14 protein-coding genes are annotated in these 18,762 nt (G+C 74.4%); 7 read left to right on the forward strand and 7 right to left on the reverse strand.

Going from position 1 to position 18,762, the window contains the following annotated elements; all coding sequences use genetic code 11:
- Nucleotides 1-598: 598 nt before the first annotated feature.
- Genes ACIP67_RS32190 through ACIP67_RS32200 form a run of 3 tightly spaced genes read right to left on the reverse strand, consistent with a single transcriptional unit; the run spans nucleotide 599 to nucleotide 4,204 of the window.
- Complete coding sequence (locus tag ACIP67_RS32190) at nucleotides 599-1,225, reverse strand: TetR/AcrR family transcriptional regulator (protein ID WP_385076155.1); 627 nt, start codon at nucleotides 1,223-1,225, stop codon at nucleotides 599-601.
- A gap of 50 nt (nucleotides 1,226-1,275) precedes the next feature.
- Entirely contained in the window at nucleotides 1,276-3,360 is a 2,085-nt protein-coding gene (locus ACIP67_RS32195; protein ID WP_401696477.1) for a YhgE/Pip family protein, read from the reverse strand.
- Complete coding sequence (locus ACIP67_RS32200) at nucleotides 3,332-4,204, reverse strand: ATP-binding cassette domain-containing protein (RefSeq protein ID WP_401696478.1); 873 nt, start codon at nucleotides 4,202-4,204, stop codon at nucleotides 3,332-3,334. The genes ACIP67_RS32195 and ACIP67_RS32200 overlap by 29 nt, the downstream gene beginning before the upstream one ends.
- 173 nt (nucleotides 4,205-4,377) lie before the next feature.
- Between ACIP67_RS32200 and ACIP67_RS32205 the strand changes: the two genes are divergently transcribed.
- The 3 genes from ACIP67_RS32205 (at nucleotide 4,378) to ACIP67_RS32215 (ending at nucleotide 6,660) form a co-directional block, all read left to right on the forward strand.
- Nucleotides 4,378-4,968, forward strand: coding sequence for an SAV_6107 family HEPN domain-containing protein (locus ACIP67_RS32205; RefSeq protein ID WP_401696479.1), 591 nt, complete (start codon nucleotides 4,378-4,380; stop codon nucleotides 4,966-4,968).
- 245 nt (nucleotides 4,969-5,213) lie between these two features.
- The gene (locus tag ACIP67_RS32210; protein WP_401696480.1) at nucleotides 5,214-5,984 is read left to right on the forward strand and encodes a methyltransferase; all 771 of its coding nucleotides are present in this window, start codon (nucleotides 5,214-5,216) and stop codon (nucleotides 5,982-5,984) included.
- A gap of 277 nt (nucleotides 5,985-6,261) precedes the next feature.
- Nucleotides 6,262-6,660, forward strand: a complete 399-nt coding sequence (locus tag ACIP67_RS32215) for a DUF3040 domain-containing protein (RefSeq protein ID WP_385076169.1) — start codon at nucleotides 6,262-6,264, stop codon at nucleotides 6,658-6,660.
- 582 nt (nucleotides 6,661-7,242) lie between these two features.
- On the opposite strand, the gene ACIP67_RS32220 is transcribed toward ACIP67_RS32215, so the two are convergent.
- The 4 genes from ACIP67_RS32220 to ACIP67_RS32235 form a co-directional block, all read right to left on the reverse strand.
- On the reverse strand, nucleotides 7,243-9,759 hold the full coding sequence (locus tag ACIP67_RS32220) for a DUF3488 and DUF4129 domain-containing transglutaminase family protein (protein ID WP_401696482.1): 2,517 nt from the start codon (nucleotides 9,757-9,759) through the stop codon (nucleotides 7,243-7,245).
- Nucleotides 9,756-11,132 (reverse strand): DUF58 domain-containing protein, encoded by a 1,377-nt coding sequence (locus ACIP67_RS32225; protein ID WP_401696484.1) that lies wholly within the window; start codon nucleotides 11,130-11,132, stop codon nucleotides 9,756-9,758. Before ACIP67_RS32225 ends, ACIP67_RS32220 begins: the two co-directional genes overlap by 4 nt.
- Nucleotides 11,132-12,169, reverse strand: coding sequence for an AAA family ATPase (locus tag ACIP67_RS32230; protein WP_401696485.1), 1,038 nt, complete (start codon nucleotides 12,167-12,169; stop codon nucleotides 11,132-11,134). Before ACIP67_RS32230 ends, ACIP67_RS32225 begins: the two co-directional genes overlap by 1 nt.
- A 168-nt stretch (nucleotides 12,170-12,337) precedes the next feature.
- A complete protein-coding gene (locus ACIP67_RS32235) occupies nucleotides 12,338-12,892 on the reverse strand; it encodes a beta-class carbonic anhydrase (protein WP_401696486.1) in 555 nt (184 codons plus the stop codon).
- A 446-nt stretch (nucleotides 12,893-13,338) separates the two neighbouring features.
- Between ACIP67_RS32235 and rsmH the strand changes: the two genes are divergently transcribed.
- The 4 genes from rsmH to ACIP67_RS32255 all read left to right on the forward strand — a co-directional run bounded on the left by rsmH (nucleotide 13,339) and on the right by ACIP67_RS32255 (nucleotide 18,761).
- On the forward strand, nucleotides 13,339-14,343 hold the full coding sequence (rsmH, locus tag ACIP67_RS32240) for a 16S rRNA (cytosine(1402)-N(4))-methyltransferase RsmH (RefSeq protein WP_401696488.1): 1,005 nt from the start codon (nucleotides 13,339-13,341) through the stop codon (nucleotides 14,341-14,343).
- A gap of 73 nt (nucleotides 14,344-14,416) precedes the next feature.
- On the forward strand, nucleotides 14,417-14,962 hold the full coding sequence (locus ACIP67_RS32245; RefSeq protein ID WP_401696490.1) for a septum formation initiator family protein: 546 nt from the start codon (nucleotides 14,417-14,419) through the stop codon (nucleotides 14,960-14,962).
- 5 nt (nucleotides 14,963-14,967) lie between these two features.
- Nucleotides 14,968-16,938 (forward strand): peptidoglycan D,D-transpeptidase FtsI family protein, encoded by a 1,971-nt coding sequence (locus ACIP67_RS32250; protein WP_401696492.1) that lies wholly within the window; start codon nucleotides 14,968-14,970, stop codon nucleotides 16,936-16,938.
- A gap of 95 nt (nucleotides 16,939-17,033) precedes the next feature.
- Entirely contained in the window at nucleotides 17,034-18,761 is a 1,728-nt protein-coding gene (locus ACIP67_RS32255) for a UDP-N-acetylmuramoyl-L-alanyl-D-glutamate--2,6-diaminopimelate ligase (RefSeq protein WP_401696494.1), read from the forward strand.
- Nucleotide 18,762 lies beyond the last annotated feature (1 nt).

The following is an 18,762-nucleotide window of genomic DNA, read 5'->3' on the forward strand; positions in this document are numbered from 1 at the left end:
GGCGCCCGCGTGGGCGCCCATCCGGGCGCCGATCACCGCAATCCGTGCATTGCCCGCTACTTTAGCGCCCACCACCGCCGGTGACGCGGTGGCCCCGGTGCGCACCGGGCCGACGGCGTGGGTACCGGCACGGGCGCTCCCGTCACCAGGCGGCCGCGCCCCGCCGTGGGGGTGAGGACGCAGGTCTGAGTACGGCTACTCAGGTGCGGAGATGAGTACGCCCGCGGATGGGGCGCCACCTGCGCGGACGGGAGAGTGGAGGCACGGGAAGGGGCTCGGCTCCGGCACCGCCGGCACGGGGCGGCGGAACGGCGCCGGCCCTCGACCGCTCCTTCCGCCGGCCCCGTCGGCGGAAGCGAGGCACGGGGAGCGGGGATCGGGGGAGCGGGGAACGACCGGACGGGGGAGGAACCGGGGTAAACCCCGGGGAATCGGGAGGACGGGGGACGGGGGATGGGGATACGGGGGAGCACGGGGAGCGCCGGTGCGTGGTGGCCCGCGGGGGACGCGGCCGCCACGCACCGGCGCTTTCATCGTGCCGGAGCCCGGAGCCCGGAGCCCGGAGCCCGGAGCCCGGAGCCCGGAGCCTTCCGTGTCTCTAGCGGTGGCCGCTGACGCGCCCCTGCAACAGCCGTGACAGCGCCGCGTGGACGTCGTCCAGGGAGCGCTCCGGCTGGAAGGCCTGCCAGTCCAGGGCGGCCACCAGCACCATGCCGACCAGCGCGGCCGCCGTCAGCGGCACGTCGATCTCGTCGCTGAACTCACCCTGCTCGATGCCCTCGCGCAGGACACCCTCCACGACGGCGACCGCCTCCTGCCGCACCACCAGCAGGGTGGACTGCCAGGCCCGGTTGGTGCGCCACAGCTCGGCCACGTACAGCTGGGTGAACGCCGGATAGCGGTCGATGAACACCAGGCCCGCGCGGATCATCGCGTCCAGGGCGTCGACCCGGCTGCCGCCCTCGCGCGCCGTGCGCTCGGCCGCCTCCCTCAGCGAGGCGGTGAGGAGGCCCACGCCGTGGCGCAGGAGTTCCTCGAAGAGGACCGACTTGCTCGCGAAGTTGTAGTAGACCGTGCCCTTCGCGACGCCGGCCCGCTCGGCGATCTCGTCCACCGTGGTGGCGGAGAAGCCCTGCTCGGCGATGAGGGTGACGGCCGCCTCGTAGAGCTTCTGCCGGGTGGCCTCGCGGCGGGTGCGGCCGCCCGGCGTGGTGGTGCTGTCCATGCCCCCGATTCTCACAGGTGCCCGGCCGCCCGGGAGCCCCGCCCGCGTGGTCACAGCGTGAGCTCCGGGTGCAGCCGGTCCAGTGTCCACACCTGGCGGCGGCGCGCGGACACGGCGGTCAGCGCGAGGGCGCCCGCGGTGAAGGCGGTCAGCACCACGCACGCGTGCCACACCGGTTGCAGACCACCGCCCGTGATGAGCCGGCGCAGCGCCTCGACCACGTAGCTCATCGGCAGGAAGGGGTGGAGCGCGGTGAAGAAGCCGGGGCTCGTCTGCACCGGGTAGGTGCCGCCCGCCGAGGTCAGCTGGAGCATCAGCAGGGCGAGGACGAGGATGCGGCCCGCCGCGCCGAAGCGGGCGTTGAGCCACTGCACCAGGGCCGCGAAGCAGGACGTCACCAGGAACAGGAAGCCCACCGTGCCGGCCGCCCGTGCCATGTCCAGGCCGATCGCCCAGTGCAGCACCGCCATCAGGGCCGCCGTCTGCAGCACTCCGACCGCCACCACCGGCAGCCAGCCCGCCAGTGCGATCCGCCAGGCCGAGGCGCCCGCCGCGAGCGCGCGCCGGTTCAACGGCGGGATCAGCATGTACGCCACCATCGCGCCCACCCACAGCGACAACGGGATGAAGTACGGGGCGAATCCGGTGCCGTAGTTGGGCGCCTTGTGCAGGTCCTGCGTCGCGAGCTGCACGGGGTCCGCCATGACGGCCGTGCGCGCGTCGCGGTCCTGCTCGTCGTAGTCGGGGATCTGCGCGGCGCCGTCGCGCAGCCCGCCGGCGAGCTTCACGGAGCCGTCGACCAGCTTGTACAAGCCGTCGTCGAGGTCCTCGGCGCCGGTCTTGAGCTTGCCGACGCCCTCGTCGAGGTCCGCGGCCCCGGTCCCGGCGGTGCCGAGGCCGGTGTGGAGCTTCTCGGCGCCCGCGGCGACCTCGGCGGCCCCCTTGTCGAGCGCGTTGATCCGGGACACGGCGTCGGCGATGTCCTCCGAGAGGTGCGGGGCGCGGTCGGCGAGTGCCTGGGCCTGCTCCTGGAGCGTGCCGAGGTCGGTGCGGAGCGCCTCCAGATCGCCGTCCTGGTCGGCGACGAGCGTGTCGACGTCGTCGGCGACCAGCGCGACGTCGGCGGCCGCGTCCCTCGCCTTCTCCAGGTCGGCGCAGGCGGCGTCGGGCAGCACCGGGGTCTCGCACCGCGTGCGGTAGACACCGGCCAGGGTGTCGGAGGCGGTGTGGGCGCTCTCGGCGGCGGCGGGGGCCGTCTTGACCAGGGTGGCGAGGTGACCGCGGATCACCTGGGCGGAGTCGGCGACCAGTTGGGCGGTGTCCCCGATGGTCTTCTCGTTGTCCTCGAGGAACGGCCCGGCCTTGGCGTAGGCCGCGTTGACCTTGTCGGCGAGGGCCTTGGTGCCGTCCGCGACCTTCTGCGCGCCGTCCTCCAGGTCACCGGCGCCCTTGTCGAGCTTCGTCAGGCCCTTGGACAGCTTGCCGCTGCCGGTCTTGGCGTCCTTCAGCCCGTCGGCGAGGTCCTGGGAGCCCTGTTCCGCCTTGCCGAGGCCTCCCTCGAGCTGGTCGGCGCCGTCGGCCGCCTCCACCGTCCGGCCGTGGATGTCGGAGAACGAAATGAAGATCCGGTCCAGGAAGGAGCGCGACGCCTTCGTCGACGCGGCCGAGCGCACCTCGCTGAAGACCGTCCGCGAGATCTGCCCGACGATGTAGTTGTTCGCGTCGTTGGTGCGCACCCGCAGGGCGCCGGTCTCGGGGGAGTCGCCCGCGCCGGAGGCGATCCGCCGGCTGAAGTCGGCGGGCATGGTCAGCGACAGGTAGTACGTCCCGTCCTCCACACCCGCGCGTGCCCGCGCCGCGCTCACCTGGTGCCAGTCGAAGACCTCGCTGTCGCGCAGCTCTTCGGTGATGTCGTCCCCGGCGGTGATCCTGCGGCCGTCGGCGGTCGCGCCCTCGTCGTCGTTCACCAGGGCCACGGGGATGCGGTCGAGGCGGCCGTAGGGGTCCCAGAAGGACCACAGGTACAGCGCGCCGTAGAGCAGGGGCAGCAGCAGGAGCGCCACCAGCGCGGCCCGGGGGAGCCTCCCCCGGCCGAAGCGGCGCAGCTCAAGCGCGGCCAGTTTCGGCGAGCGCATCCGCCGGGTCCTCCTTGTCGTCCGTGCCGGTCGTGCCCTTCATGCAGTTCGTGCAGCTCGTGCCGCCTGTCCCGGCTGCGTCGTCGGGCCGGTCGGGCTCGTCAGGCGCGTCCCGGTCGGCGTGGTCGTCCGCCGGTGCGTGGCGGGGGCCGCGGGTGGCGACCGTGACGGCGCCCTCGGAAGCCTCCCCGCAGACCGCGAGCACCGTCGTGCCGGCCTCGGTGAGGGACGCGAACAGCGCGTGCACGTCGGCCCGTTCGGCCTCGGACAGCTTCAGGTCGGCGTCGTCGACACCGAGCAGCCGCGGCCGGCCGACGAGCGCCAGCGCCACGGAGAGCCGCAGGGCCTCCAGCCGCTCCAGATCGCGCACGGCGGTCCGGGAGCCCTTGGACAGGGCCTCCGGGTCGAGCCCGGCCGCGGCCAGCGCGGCGTCCACGCACCGCTTCGTCCCGGCCGCCTTCTCCGCGCGCGGCCGCAGCAGCTCCCGTACGGACCCGGTGAACCGCCGCTCCAGCAGCGCCCGTTCGCGCAGGTGCTCGCCGACGGTCAGGGCCGGGTCGAGGTCGGTGACTCCGGCGACGTGGGCCAGGGCGCTGATCCGGCGCACCGCCGCCAGGTGCCCCGGCAGCCGTGCGGTGCCCACGGTCGCGGTGCCCTCCGTCGCCCTCATCCGGCCGGTGAGCGCCAGCAGCAGGCTGGTCCGGCCGGAGCCGGAAGCGCCCTCGATCACGATCAGCGAGCCGGGCTCCGCGTCGAGACCGACGTCCCGGAACGCCCACCCGCGCGGGCCGCGCAGTCCGAAGCCCTCGGCCGTGACGCGGACTCCGTCTCCGTCCCCGGTCACGCTTCCCCCTGTCGAGACTCATTTTGAACTGACTGGTCAGTGCAAAAACTAGCCCGAACCTTCGGTCGAAGCAAAAGCCCAGGTCAGAACGGATTGTCAGTGGCATACCGCACGATGGGCACATACGGCACCCGTAGTAGGTGTGCCGTCACCCAGACGACAGGAGGTTCGTCATGGCCAGCCACCACGCAGCAGCCGCCCGTCGGCACCGCGGTACCGGCCCTGCCCCCTCACTGACCGGCCCGGCGAGCGATGTGCACCCCGTGCTGCGCCGGACCACGGCCCCGCCCGCCGCCCTCGACCTGCTCGCCCAGGCCCGCGCCGGACTGGACGAGGCGACCGTCCTCGAGACCCCCAACGAGCGGTACGCCACGGCCCACCTCGCGGCCCTGCGCACCGCCGCCGCCGTGCTCGCCGCGCGCGGACGGCCCGAGACCACACCCAGGCGCCGCGCCCGCATCCGGAGCGCCTGGGAAGTGCTCCCCGAGATCGCGCCCGAACTCACCGAGTGGAGCGCCCTGTTCGCCTCCGGCGCCGGGCGCCGCGCCCGGGCCGAGGCCGGCATCCGGGGCGCGGCCAGCCGCCGCGACGCCGACGACCTGATACGCGACGTGGCGATGTTCCTCGGTCTGGTGGAGCGCCTGCTGGTCCTCCAGCCGGTTCTGCCCCCGCCCCGCCGGGAGAGCGAGGAACCGGATACGCCGGGCGCCGGGGGCGGACCGGACGGCCCGGAGCCGGGCCGGGGCATGCCGGACGCGGGGTGAGGAGGACGTGATCCGCGCCGTGCGTACGGCCCGCCCCCTGCGCCGGTGCACCGGACGCCGGACCGCGCCCCGCCGGTGGCGCCCGCCCCCGCGACCCGTGCGCACCGCAGTGACCAGGCGCGGTACGGAAGGCAATAGGGTGGAAGACGCCTGAGACCTTCCCTCCCCCCGCAGCCCGGGGCCGGGAAGGTACCCCGTTCGCTCCGCCGCGCAAGAGGCGGTGCCGCGCCGAGGAGTCAACTGCCGTGCCGGACCCGATGCGCCCCCGCGCCTCTCTCCGTACCGCCGTGGTCTGGGAGGTCCTCCGGGACGCCCTCGACCGCCGGGTCAAGGCAACGGGGCGTGAGTCGCTGGACGTCCTCGACACGGGAGGCGGCAGCGGCAACTTCGCCGTGCCCGCCGCCCGCCTCGGGCACCGGGTCACCGTCGTCGACCCCAGCCCCAACGCGCTGTTCGCCCTGGAGCGCCGCGCCGCCGAGGCCGGCGTCGCCGACCGGGTGCGCGGTGTGCAGGGCGACGCCCACGGCCTCTTCGACGTCGCCGAGCGCGGCGGCTACGACGCCGTCCTGTGCCACGGCGTCCTGGAGTACGTCGACGACCCGGCCGAGGGCGTCCGCAACGCGGTGGCCGCGCTGCGCTCCGAGGGCGTCCTCAGCCTGCTCGCCGCCGGCCTCGGCGGAGCCGTCCTCGCCCGGGCCCTCGCCGGCCACTTCAAGGAGGCCCGCCAGGCCCTCGCCGACCCGGACGGCCGCTGGGGCGAGGGCGACCCCGTGCCCCACCGCTTCACCGCCGAGCAGCTGACCGGACTGGTCGAGGGCGCCGGACTCAGGGTCGCCGCCGTGCACGGCGTGCGCGTCTTCGCCGACCTCGTCCCCGGCGTGCTCGTGGACACCGAGCCCGGCGCCCTGGAAGCCCTGCTGAAGCTGGAGGAGGCGGCGGCCGAGCTGCCCGCCTTCCACTCCGTGGCCACGCAGCTCCACGTGCTCGGTGAGACGCGGGCGACGGACGGTACCTGAGCGCCCTCCCGGGACGCGCCGCTGATCAGCGACTTGGCCGCACATGGAGTACGCCACAGGCCCCCCGTTCGAGCGCTGTGCGCCGTATGATCGAGGGAGACCGCCCGGCATGACGGGTCGGCCGCTGGGGAATGGAGATGTCAGCGGACCGGGACGTCCATGACGGGCTCCGGTTGGCCAATTGGCGCAGAGGGGCGGGTTTCACGGGGGCGATTCCCTGCCTATCCTGAAGGGACCCCCCGGGTCGCCCCGGCGACTGCACGATGAGGAGGACTCCGTGCCGCTCTCGGAGCACGAGCAGCGCATGCTCGAGCAGATGGAGCGAGCGCTGTACGCCGAAGATCCCAAGTTCGCGTCGGCGCTCGAGGGAAGCGGGCTGCGTACGTACACCCGGCGGCGGGTCTACCAGGCAGTCGCGGGCTTCCTGGTGGGTATCGCGCTCCTCATGGCCGGCATGGTCGCCAAGCAGGTCTGGCTCAGCGTGGTGGGATTCCTCGTCATGCTGGGGTGCGCGGTTCTCGCCGTGACCGGCTGGCGCAAGGCCCCCAAACCCGGTGAACAGCCGACGGGAGCCCCGCACGCCCGCGGTCAGGGACGGGCGAAGCGCTCCATGATGGACCGGATCGAGCAGCGCTGGCAGCGCCGCCGTGACGAGCAGGGTGGCCACGGCCACTGAATTCTGCCCCGGCGTCCGGCAGGGCCGTACAGCTCGTGCCACGACTTCGGTGAGGGGGGTGACCACCCGGTCGGGTGGTCACCCCCCTCACGCATGCGCCACCCGCCGCCACCGCCCGGCCCAGCCGGTCTCGCCCAGCCTTGCGCGGCCCCCGTTGCCCGCCCGGCGGACCCGGCGGACCCGGCGGCCCAGCCGGCCCCGCCCGCCCCACAGCGAACGGCCTCCGGGAGCATCGCATCCCCCAGCGTTCGGGGGCCCCCGGTCCTGGATCACTCCCGGGACGGGGGCCGAACGCAGCGCTCCCCGTGGCCCCGCGCCGCGAGGCCACCGCCGCTGCCACCGGCCGACCGCTCGGACCGGCCCGAGGGGCTCAGGAAGCTCACCGCCTCCCACCGGCCCGCGGGGCTCGGAGCACCCGCCGCCCCCCGTTCCTCCGGGCCCGCGGGGCTCGGAGCACCCGCCGCCCCCCGTTCCTCCGGGCCCGCGGGGCTCGGAGCACCCGCCGCCCCCCGGTTCCTCCGCCCGCGGGACTCAGAGCGCGCCCCGCCGCCCGCCGTTCCTCCCGGCACGCGCCGGGCGCTGTCAGCCGTCCTCGTGTCCGGACGGTGACGCGCGGCGGGTCAGGGCCGCCCACCGGGCCGCCCCGGCCGCCCGCAGGGCCGTCCACCGGTCCGTGAGCTCCCAGACCGCACGGACGGCCGAACGCGGTGCCAGCACCGCACGCAGCCGCGCACGCCGGCCGGCCCGCGCGCGCAGGGCCGCCCCCACCCCGCGCACCTCGTCGGCCAAGCCTGCTTCGGCACGTGGCTTAGGCGCGTACAGCACCTGCTCCACGGCGCCCGCGACCCGGTGCACCGAGCGGGCCGCCGCCTCGTCCAGCTCACCGAGCCGGACGATCCGCTCGGCCGCCCGGCGGGGCGTCAGCGCCTCGTCGGGGGCGATGCCGTAGTCCCAGGCCGTGTCGGTGAGCTCCCGCCACACCGCCAGCACATGCCCGACGGCCGCCTCCGCGGCCTCGTGCGACGGCACGTCCGGCAGCACCGCCGGACCGGCGCCGGCGCCCGGACCGTGCCCGCCGCCGGTCCCGCGGGCGCCCGCTCCCGGGCCGGTTCCGGCGGACCCGGTGTGCCGGGCCGACGCCAGCCGCACCGCGCGGCGTCTGCGCCGCCACAGCATCGGGAGCAGCGGAACCATCAGGGCCGCAACCCCCAGCAGGGTCCAGCCGGCGGTCCGGTACCACGGGGTGCCCCCGCCGCCCTGCTCCGCCGGGTCCTGCGGCAGCGCGCCGGCGCAGCCGTCGAGCTGCCGGTCGACCGCCGAGCAGCTCGTGCTCTCCGACGGCTCCGCCGACGGGGACGCGTCCGCCGGGGCCGACGCCTGCGGCAGCTCCGGGACGGCGTCGCCCGACACCTCCGGGACGGTGTACGAGGGCGTCGTGCCCCGCGTCGGGGTCGGCTCGAAGCGGGTCCAGCCCACCCCCTCGAAGTACAGTTCCGGCCAGGCGTGCGCGTCCTTCAGGCCCACCACCACCGAACCGTCCGCCTGCGGCGAGCCGGGCGCGAAGCCCACCGCGACCCGGGCCGGGATGCCCAGCGTGCGCGCCATCGCCGCCATCGCGAACGAGAAGTGCACGCAGAAGCCCTGCTTGTCGCGGAGGAACCGGGCGATCGCGTTCGTGCCGCCGCCGACCTCCACCTCGGTGTCGTACTCGAAGCCGCCCGTCACCGCGAACCAGTCCTGCAGCGCCACCGCACGCTCGTAGTCGTTCGCCGCCCCCTCGGTCACCGCGCGGGCCGTGCGCTCCACCACCGCCGGAAGCGAGTCCGGCACCTCGGTGTACTCGCCGCGGATCGCCCCGGGGGCCTCCGGCGCCGAGGCCAGCTGCTGTGCCGTCGGCCGCACGTCGAGGCTGTCGACCTGGTACGTCTTGCCGCGCGTGGTCTCGCCGTGGTCGCCGACGAGGGCCATGCCGACCGGTTCGTACCGCCAGTTGCCGTCGATCCGGACACCGCTCGGCGGGTACGGCATCGGCAGCCAGTCCTGGGCGTACCAGCCGGCGGCCGAGACCCGGGTGGTGATCCGCGAGCGCTGGACGTCCGGGCTCAGGCCGGTGGGCGTGGGCAGCTCGTCCGGCACGGCGACGATGGTCCGCTTCGACGGCTTCCACGTGGTGCCGTCGAAGTCGTCCAGGGAGACGATCCGCAGGTACAGCCCCGAGACGTCGGCGGAGCTGGTGCGCAGGGTCAGAACCGTGCGGTCCTCGTCCACGTTCAGGCTGTCGCGCAGGGACACCAGCGGGTTGACCGCGGAGATCGTGCCCCCGCCGCCGCTGCCCGCCCCCACTCCGGTGCCGGCGCCGTCCAGCAGGCCGCCGTCGATCGCGGGCAGCGGCAGCAGCGGCACCACCAGGGCCACGCCCAGGGCGACCGCGCCGATCCGCCGCCCGGTGCGCACCGGGGCCACCGGGGCCGCCGGGGCGGACGGTCCCCCCGCGGCGCGCGGGCCGCCGCCGAAGACCCGGCCCCACTGCGAGAGCCGCTCCCGGCCCTCGGCCAGCAGCATCGTCAGGTATCCCGCGGCGGCGACCAGGAACCACACCCAGTCGGCCGCTCCGTCGGACAGGCCCGCGGCGATCGAGTACAGGGCGAGCAGCGGCAGGCCGGCCGGAGCCGCGTTGCGGTAGGTCACCGCGAGGCTGTCCACCACCAGACCGATCACCAGCACCCCGCCGACCAGCATCAGCCGGATGCCGTCGGACAGCGGGGCCGGGATCGCGTATCGCCCCACGTCGTCCGCGCCGGCCCGCAGCAGGTCGGCGAAGTGCTGGAACGCCTCCGGGCCGGGGACCAGCCCGACGAGGGCGTACTCCCGGGCGAACACCACGGTGAGCAGCACCAGCGTGACCAGCGCCTGGGCCAGGACGGTCAGCGGCCGGGCCAGCGGGGCCCGCCGCACCGCCGCGCCCGCCAGGGACTGGACGGCCAGCAGGAACGCGGCCTGCACGACCCAGACCAGCCGGTCGACCAGGGGCAGCAGGGCGCTCGACGCCGCCAGCGTGGCCGCCGCCGAACACAGGGTGAGCCGCGCCCGCCCGCTCATGATCCCGCCCCCCTGCCGCTCGTCCCGCCGCCCGCCGTCACCACGCCGGAGCGCTCGCCGTCCGCCCGGCGCCACAGCTCGCCCAGCGCGGCGCCCCGCGGCACGCTCAGGGCCGTCCACCCCGCCTCGCGCAGCATGCGCAGCCGCTCCTGTGTCCTGTTCATCGGATCGGGCCCGGCATTCGGTTCACGCCCCCAGCCGTCGCCGTCCAGCAGGAAGGCGACGGCACCCCCGCTGCGCCGCCGCATCCTCGCGGCCACCGCGGCCTGCTCCTCGTCGAGCTCCCCGAGGAACGCCACCAGCAGCCCCTCGTCGCCGCCGCGCAGCACGTCGTAGGCCGGCGACAGACCGGTGCCGTCGGAGTGGTCGATCACGGCGAGGGTGTCCATCATCAGCCCGGCCGCGTCCGCCGACCCCTGGCTCGCCCCGGCGAACCCGTCGGCGCCCTCGCCGGGCACCGAGCTGCCCGTGTCGGTCAGCAGCCGCACGGAGAAGCCCCGCTCCAGCATGTGCACCAGCACGGACGCGGCGGCCGAGACCGCCCACTCGAAGGCCGAGTCGGGGCCCGCGCCCCGGAAGGCGAGCGCGCGGGTGTCGAGGAGCACGGTGCAGCGCGCGCGCCGGGGCTGCTCCTCGCGGCGCACCATCAGCTCGCCGTAGCGGGCCGTGGAACGCCAGTGAACGCGCCGCAGGTCGTCGCCGTAGCGGTAGCCGCGCGGGATCACGTCGTCCTCGCCGGCCAGCGCCAGGGAGCGCTGCCGCCCGTCGCCGTACCCCTTGGCGTCACCGCTGAGCGGCACCGGCGGCAGCGGCTCCACGCGCGGGACCACCGTCAGGGTGTCGTACGTCGAGAAGGAGCGGGTCAGCTCGCACATCCCGAACGGGTCGTTCAGCCGCAGCTGGAGGGGGCCCAGCGGGTAGCGGCCGCGCAGGTCGGAGCGGACCCGGTAGGACACCTCGCGGCGGCCGCCCGGCTCCACCCGGTCGAGCACGAAACGGGGGCGCGGCCCGAGCACGTAGGGCACCCGGTCCTGGAGCATCAGCAGGCCCGTGGGCAGCCGGGAGACGTTGTCCATGCGCAGGTGGACCCGCGCCTCGCTGCCGGCGGGCACCCGCGCGGGCGCCAGCCGGCGGCTGCCGGAGACCCGGTAGCGGGTGCGGTAGACCACGGCCGCGCAGACCAGGGGCAGCGCGGCCAGCAGCAGCCCCACCCGCAGCAGGTCCGGCTGCCCGAGCACGTAGGCGCAGACGGCGGCCGCGATGCCGGCGGCCAGGAAGGAGCGGCCGCGGGTGGTGAGGCCGGCCAGCGCGGTGCGGGCGCCGCCCCGCTCGTCGCGTTCGGCCTCGCCCCGCCCGGTCCCGCCGGAGGCCATCACAGCCTCCGCGGCGGCTGCTGGTCGAAGGCCTGCGCGCCGGCCCCGAAGCCGTGGCCGCGCTGCTGCCCGGAAACCGCGGGCACCGGTGTGCGCTGGAGGATCTCCTCGACGACCTGCTCGGCCGTACGGCGGTTGAGCTGGGCCTGTGCGGTGGGCAGCAGACGGTGGGCCAGGACGGCCACGGCGAGCTGCTGCACGTCGTCCGGCAGCGCGTAGTCCCGGCCGCAGAGCGCGGCGGACGCCTTCGCCGCGCGCAGCAGGTGCAGCGTCGCGCGCGGCGAGGCGCCGAGTCTGAGGTCGGGGTGGGTGCGGGTGGCGGCGACCAGGTCGACGGCGTACCTGCGGACCGCCTCGGCGACGTGCACCCCGCGGACGGCGTCGATCAGCTTGACGATCTCATGCGCGTGCGCCACCGGCTGGAGGTCGTCCAGCGGGCTCACCCCGCCGTGCACGTCGAGCATCTGCAACTCGGCCTCGGGGCTCGGGTAGCCGATGGAGACGCGCGCCATGAAGCGGTCGCGCTGGGCCTCGGGCAGCGGGTAGGTGCCCTCCATCTCGATCGGGTTCTGCGTGGCCACCACCATGAACGGGCTGGGCAGCTCGTAGGACTGCCCGTCGATGGTGACCTGGCGCTCCTCCAGGGACTCCAGCAGCGCGGACTGGGTCTTGGGCGAGGCGCGGTTGATCTCGTCGCCGATCACGATCTGCGCGAAGATCGCGCCCGGCTTGAACTCGAAGTCGCGGCGCTGCTGGTCCCAGATCGACACGCCGGTGATGTCCGACGGCAGCAGGTCGGGCGTGAACTGGATGCGCCGCACCGAACAGTCGATGGAACGGGCCAGCGCCTTCGCGAGCATCGTCTTGCCCACGCCGGGGACGTCCTCGATCAGAAGATGGCCCTCGGCGAGCAGCACGGTCAGCGAAAGCCGTACGACCTCGGGCTTGCCCTCGATCACTCCCTCCACCGAACTGCGGACACGCTCCACAGTCGCGGTCAGATCAGTGAGGCTCGCTCGATCGTCATAGGTCGTCACCCGGCCCTCCTCGGCCCGTTCCTCCGGGCCGACGCTGCGCGGACCGGCCCACCCCGAAACACGGGCGTCACGCGGGGAGAACCCCGCGTGACACCACTCCCGCATTCTTGCCGCCGTTACCGATTCGTGTCACTCGCCCGTGGACAACTGACAGCGATATGTCAGGTCTCAGGCCGGTTGTCCCGGGTCGATCTCGCGCAGCAGGCCGGTCTTCACGTCGAAGACGAAACCGCGCACGTCGTCGGTGTGCTGCAGGAACGGTGAGGTGCGCACCCGCTGCATCGACTGCCGTACGTCCTGGTCGACGTCCCGGAACGCCTCCACGGCCCAGGCGGGACGCTGACCGACCTCCATCTCCAGTTCGTTACGGAAATCCTCGGTGATCGACTCAAGGCCGCAACCGGTGTGGTGGATGAGCACGATGCTGCGGGTGCCGAGCTTGCGCTGGCTGATGGTGAGGGAGCGGATCACGTCGTCGGTGACGACGCCGCCCGCGTTGCGGATGGTGTGACAGTCGCCGAGTTCCAGGCCGAGGGCGGCGTGCAGGTCGAGGCGGGCGTCCATGCAGGCCACGACGGCCACCCGCAGCACGGGGCGGGCGTCCATGCCGGGGTCGGCGAACTGGGCGGCGTACCGCTCGTTCGCCTCGACCAGACGGTCGGTGACGGTGCCGCCGCCTATGGCGCCTTCGGACTCGACGGGTACGGATGCAGAAGTCGTCATAGCCATGACGTTACTGGTCACCGGCGTTCCGGGCCTCTCGTGAGAAGGGAAAAAGCCGTCATCACCTTGCGCCTGTGAGGTAAGCCACAGGAGGGAGCGTGCCGCGGCCGACCGGGTGAAATCCGCCCGCACACCGCTTGGCGCCCCGGCGGGCCCGCGACGCGCAGGCCGGTTGATTGACCGCGAGACAGGGTGGACTAAAGTGGCGCGAAGCGGGAGGCGACGATCTTCCCGCTGGTGAATTCCCCGTGAGACCCCGGCGCGGCAGCCGGAGATCTCCCCGCGTGCGCGGCGCGTACGTACGGCTCGGCCTCCTCCCGCTCCCGGCCGGCTGACGCCTGAGGCGCCGGCGGGCCTCCCGTCACCGGGGGTACCCCCGCGTCCGCCGGGGAGCGTGGGGACCCGGCGGTGCGGACGGGCCCGCCGGATCTGAGAGGGCCCAAGAGGTGGAGGGGCGCGAAGCGCATGCGAACGACGGCGAAGGCGCACGACCGGAGGGACGGACCCGGCACGTCCCGGTGATGCTCCGGCGGTGCCTGGACCTGCTGGCCCCCGCCCTGGAGCGGCCCGGAGCCGTCGTCGTCGACTGCACCCTCGGGCTCGGCGGGCACAGCGAGGCCCTGCTCACCCGGTTCCCCGACGTCCGGCTCGTCGCCCTCGACCGCGACACCGAGGCACTGCGCCTGTCCGGCGAGCGGCTGGCGCCCTACGGCGACCGCGCCACCCTCGTGCACGCCGTGTACGACGAACTGCCCGAGGTGCTGGAGCGCCTCGGCAGCCCGCGCGTGCAGGGCGTGCTGTTCGACCTCGGGGTCTCCTCCATGCAACTCGATGAGGCCGGGCGGGGGTTCGCCTACGCCCAGGACGCCCCGCTCGACATGCGCATGGACCAGACGACCGGCATCAGCGCCGCCGAGGTCCTCAACACCTACCCGCCCGGTGAACTGGTGCGCATCCTGCGGGCCTACGGCGAGGAGAAGCAGGCCAAGCGGATCGTCTCCGCGATCGTGCGGGAACGGGAGAAGGAGCCGTTCACGCACAGCGCCCGGCTCGTCGAGCTGATCCGTGACGCGCTGCCGCAGGCCGCCAAGCGGACCGGCGGCAACCCCGCCAAGCGCACCTTCCAGGCCCTGCGCATCGAGGTCAACGGTGAGCTCGCCGTGCTGGAGCGCGCGATCCCGGGCGCGGTCGGCGCCCTCGCCGTCGGCGGGCGGATCGCCGTGCTGTCGTACCACTCGCTGGAGGACCGGATGGTCAAGCAGGTGTTCGCGGCCGGAGCCGCCTCCACCGCGCCGCCCGGACTGCCGGTCGTGCCCGAGCGCTACCAGCCGCGGCTCAAGCTGCTCACGCGCGGTGCCGAACTTCCCACCGAGGAAGAGATCGCCGAGAACCGGCGGGCGGCTCCGGCCCGGCTGCGCGGGGCCGAGCGCATCAGGGAGGCCGTTGAGTGACGGGTGTGAGGCGGGCACGCCGGGGGACACCCCGGCCCGAGTGGGTTCGTGACTCCGACCCAGGGGAGGGCGAGTGAGCGGGAAACCCGAACTGAGGGGGAGGGCGGCCCGGCTTGCGCGTCTCTTCCCGGCGGGCCGCCCGCGTCAGGCCGCCCGCACCCCCTTCGTGCTGCTCGTCGTGCTGCTCCTCGGCGGCGGCCTCATCGGTCTGCTGGTGCTGAACTCCGCACTCAGCGAGGGGTCGTTCAGGAAGGACGACCTGGAGAAGGAGACCAAGGCCCTCACCGACGAGGAACAGGCGCTCCAGCGGGACATCGACTCCTACTCGGCCCCGGACGCGCTCCAGCGCCGCGCCCGTGAACTGGGCATGGTGCCCGGCGGAGACCCCGCCTTCCTCGACCCGGACGGCACCGTGAAGGGCGTGCCCTCCGCCGCCCCGCGGTCCTCGGCAGACACCGCCAGGGCCGTACGGCCCCCCGAGGTGATCGCCACCGGCCTGTCCGCGGTGACCTCCGCCTCCGACGCCCCGTCCCCAGCGGCCGCGGCCGGCCCCTACCCGGCGGCCCCCGCCCCGACGGCAGCGCCCACCCCAGTCCTTCCCCCGACCCCCGGCAGGTGACGGAAGTGTCCGACAGGCAACCGCCGCGCCGGCGCGTGCCCGGCCCCGCCCGGCCCGCCCGGCCCTCGCGCCCCGCCGCGGCCCGGCGCCGCCCCGGGCCCGGTGCCCGCCCGGCCCGCCGGCCGGCCGCGCCGCGGCCCGCGGCCCCCCGTGTCATCCGGCTCGGCAGCCCCCGGCCGCGCCTGCGGATGGTGGGCCTCGCGCTGACGCTGGTGCTGACCGCCTTCGTCGTGCGGCTGCTCCAGGTGCAGGCCGTCGACGCGAGCACGTACGCCGCCGCCGCGGAGCAGAACCGGTACGTCGGACAGGTGCTGGCCGCCGAGCGCGGTGAGATCACCGACCGCTCCGGCGTGGCCCTGGCGACCAGCGAGGACGCCTACGACATCACCGCCGACCCGACGATGTTCGCGCGCAAGCAGCTGAAGATCGACGACGGTCCCGAGCAGGCGGCCGCGCTCCTCGCGCCGATCCTCGGCCAGGAGCAGTCCGACCTCGTCGCGAAGCTGCGGCCGGAGGACGAGGACGCCCGCTACGCCAAGCTGGCCGGCCGCCAGACCCCGCAGGTCTGGAAGCAGATCAAGGACCTGAAGTCCGCGCTCGCCACCAAGGCGGAGACGGACGGCTCCACGGTCAACGTCCTCGCCGGCGTCTTCTCCGTCCCCAGCAGCAAGCGCGTGTACCCCAACGGCGACATCGCCGCCGGAATACTGGGCTGGGTCAACGCCGACGGCAAGGGCGGCGGAGGCGTCGAGCAGCAGCTGAACACGACCCTGACCGGCAAGGACGGCAAGATCCGCTACGCCCAGTCCGGCGGCCGCCAGGTACCCACCGCGGGCTCCACCGAGACGCCCGCCGTGCCCGGTTCCGACGTCGAGCTGACGATCGACCGCGACATCCAGTGGGCCGCGCAGAACGCCATCACCGAGCAGGTGGAGGAGTCGAAGGCGGACCGCGGCTACGTCGTCGTCCAGGACACCCGCACCGGCGAGATCCTCGCCATGGCCAACTCGCCCGGCTTCGACCCCAACGACCTGTCCGACGCCGACCCCGCGGCGCTCGGCAACGCGGCCCTCCAGGACGCCTACGAGCCCGGCTCCACCGCCAAGGTCATGTCGATGGCCGCGGTGCTGGAGGAGAACGCCGCCACCCCCCTGACACACGTCACCGTGCCCAACCGGCTGCACCGCGGCGACCGGCTCTTCCAGGACGACATCGACCACCCGACCTGGTACCTCACGCTCAACGGCGTGCTCGCCAAGTCCAGCAACATCGGCACCATCCTGGCGACCGGCCAGCTGGGCGGGACGCAGGCCGAGGCGAACGAGGTCCTCTACTCCTACCTGCGCAAGTTCGGCATCGGCAGCTACACCGGGCTCGGCTTCCCCGGCGAGACCAAGGGCATCCTCGCGGCGCCCGACGACTGGTCCACCTCGCAGCAGTACACGATTCCTTTCGGCCAGGGCGTCTCCGTCAACGCCGTCCAGGCGGCCTCCGTCTACTCGACGATCGCCAACGGCGGGGTCCGCGTCGAGCCGACCCTGGTACGCGGCACCAAGGGGCCCGACGGACGCTTCACCGCGGCCGAGGCCCCGCAGAAGACCCGGGTGGTCAGCGAGAAGACGGCCAAGACCCTCGCCCAGATGCTGGAGTCGGTCGTGGACGACGAGGAGGGAACCGGCGCCAAGGCGCGCATCCCCGGCTACCGCGTGGCGGGCAAGACCGGCACCGCCAACCGTGTGGATCCGGCCACCGGCAAGTACAACGGCTACACCTCGTCCTTCGCCGGGTTCGCGCCCGCCGACAACCCCCGCGTCACCGTCTACTGCGCGATCCAGAACGCCACCGAGGGCAGCTACTTCGGCGGCCAGATCTGCGGTCCCGTCTTCAAGCAGGTCATGGAGTTCACCCTGAAGTCCCTGCAGGTGCCCCCGACCGGGGCGAAGGCCGCGAACCTCCCGGTCTCCTTCACCCCCTGAGCCCTCCCGGGCGCCCCCGTCCCGCCCCCGACCCGTGAGCCCCTCACCCGTCCGCCCGCCCGTGTTCAGCGCCGAACCAGCCAGGAAAACAGCCCGTGACCATGATCACCCCCGATCCCGGGAACCACGCCCCGACCGGGCCCCCGCCCCGGCCCTCACTTCGCCCGCAGGCGGGTACGCCCGGTACGCTCACCGCCGTGCCACACGCTGATCAGTCCCAAACCACCCAGAAGGGCGCTTCCGTGACGTATCCGGGGCCGCCGCGACCGGTTCAGGTCTCCGCCACACCCCTCGCGGAGCTCGCCGATCAGCTGGGTGCCGCCATGCCGCAGGGCGCCGCCGAGGTCACGGGCATCACCCACGACTCCCGCGCCGTCCGCCCCGGCGACCTGTACGCCGCCCTCCCGGGCGCCCGTCTGCACGGCGCCGACTTCGTCACCCAGGCCGCGGGCCTCGGTGCGGTCGCCGTCCTGACCGACCCGACCGGCGCCGAGCGCGCCGCCGCGACCGGTCTGCCGGTGCTGGTCGTCGACGACCCGCGCGGGCGCATGGGCGAACTGGCGGCCACGATCTACGGCCACCCCGGCCGCGACCTGCTCCAGATCGGCATCACCGGCACCTCCGGCAAGACCACGACGGCGTACCTCGTCGAGGGCGGCCTGAAGGCCACCCGCGGCACGGCGGAGGAGGGCCGGCACGGAGCGCCGCCGGCCCAGGACGGCGGCGGGCGACGGGTCGGACTCATCGGCACCGTCGAGATGCGCGTCGGCGACGAGCGGATCAAGTCCGAGCGCACCACCCCCGAGGCCACCGACCTCCAGGCCCTCTTCGCGGTCATGCGCGAACGCGGAGTCGACGCCGTGGCGATGGAGGTCTCCAGCCACGCCCTGGTCCTCGGCCGGGTCGACGGCTGCGTCTTCGACATCGCCGTGTTCAACAACCTCAGCCCGGAGCACATGGAGTTCCACTCCGACATGGAGGACTACTTCCGGGCCAAGGCGCAGCTGTTCACACGTGAACGCAGCAGACTCGGCGTGGTCAACCTCGACGACGCGTACGGCCGCAGGCTCGCCGCCGGGGAGGCCGAGGTCCCGGTCGTCACCTTCTCCGCCGAAGGGCACCCCGACGCCGACTGGCGCGCCGAGGACGTCCGGATCGGACCCATGGACTCGACGTTCACCGCCGTCGGCCCCCGCGGTGAGCGCATCGCCGCCAGGTCGCCGCTGCCCGGCCCCTTCAACGTGGCCAACACCCTCGCCGCGATCGTCGCCCTCTCCGTGGCCGGCCTCGACCCGCAGGCCGCCGCCGACGGCGTCGCCGCCGTACCGGGCGTGCCGGGCCGGCTGGAGCGGGTGGACGCCGGGCAGCCCTACCTCGCGGTCGTCGACTACGCGCACAAGACGGACGCCGTCGAGTCCGTCCTCAGGGCGCTGCGCAAGGTCACCAAGGGCCGGCTGCACATCGTGCTCGGCTGCGGCGGCGACCGCGACACCACCAAGCGCGCGCCGATGGGCGCCGCCGCGGCCCGGCTCGCCGACACGGCCGTACTCACCTCCGACAACCCCCGCTCCGAGGACCCCCTCGCGATCCTCGCGGCCATGCTCCAGGGCGCCGCCTCCGTGCCGGCCCACGAGCGCGGCGAGGTCCAGCTCTTCGAGGACCGGGCCGCCGCGATCGCCGCCGCCGTCGGCCGCGCCCGGCCCGGCGACACCGTGCTGGTCGCGGGCAAGGGCCACGAGCAGGGCCAGGACATCGCCGGTGTGGTCCGTCCCTTCGACGACCGCCAGGTGCTTCGCGAAGCTATCCAGAAGACCCAGGGATGAA

The sequence above is a fragment of the Streptomyces sp. NPDC088812 genome, assembly GCF_044750285.1.
GTDB lineage: Bacteria > Actinomycetota > Actinomycetes > Streptomycetales > Streptomycetaceae > Streptomyces.

Excerpts from the sequence above, each read along its gene's own strand:
- ACIP67_RS32190 (WP_385076155.1), bottom strand. The coding sequence starts at position 1,225 with ATGGACAGCACCACCACGCCGGGCGGCCGCACCCGCCGCGAGGCCACC.
- ACIP67_RS32195 (WP_401696477.1), bottom strand. The coding sequence starts at position 3,360 with ATGCGCTCGCCGAAACTGGCCGCGCTTGAGCTGCGCCGCTTCGGCCGG.
- ACIP67_RS32205 (WP_401696479.1), top strand. The coding sequence starts at position 4,378 with ATGGCCAGCCACCACGCAGCAGCCGCCCGTCGGCACCGCGGTACCGGC.
- ACIP67_RS32220 (WP_401696482.1), bottom strand. The coding sequence starts at position 9,759 with ATGAGCGGGCGGGCGCGGCTCACCCTGTGTTCGGCGGCGGCCACGCTG.
- ACIP67_RS32225 (WP_401696484.1), bottom strand. The coding sequence starts at position 11,132 with ATGGCCTCCGGCGGGACCGGGCGGGGCGAGGCCGAACGCGACGAGCGG.
- ACIP67_RS32235 (WP_401696486.1), bottom strand. The coding sequence starts at position 12,892 with ATGACGACTTCTGCATCCGTACCCGTCGAGTCCGAAGGCGCCATAGGC.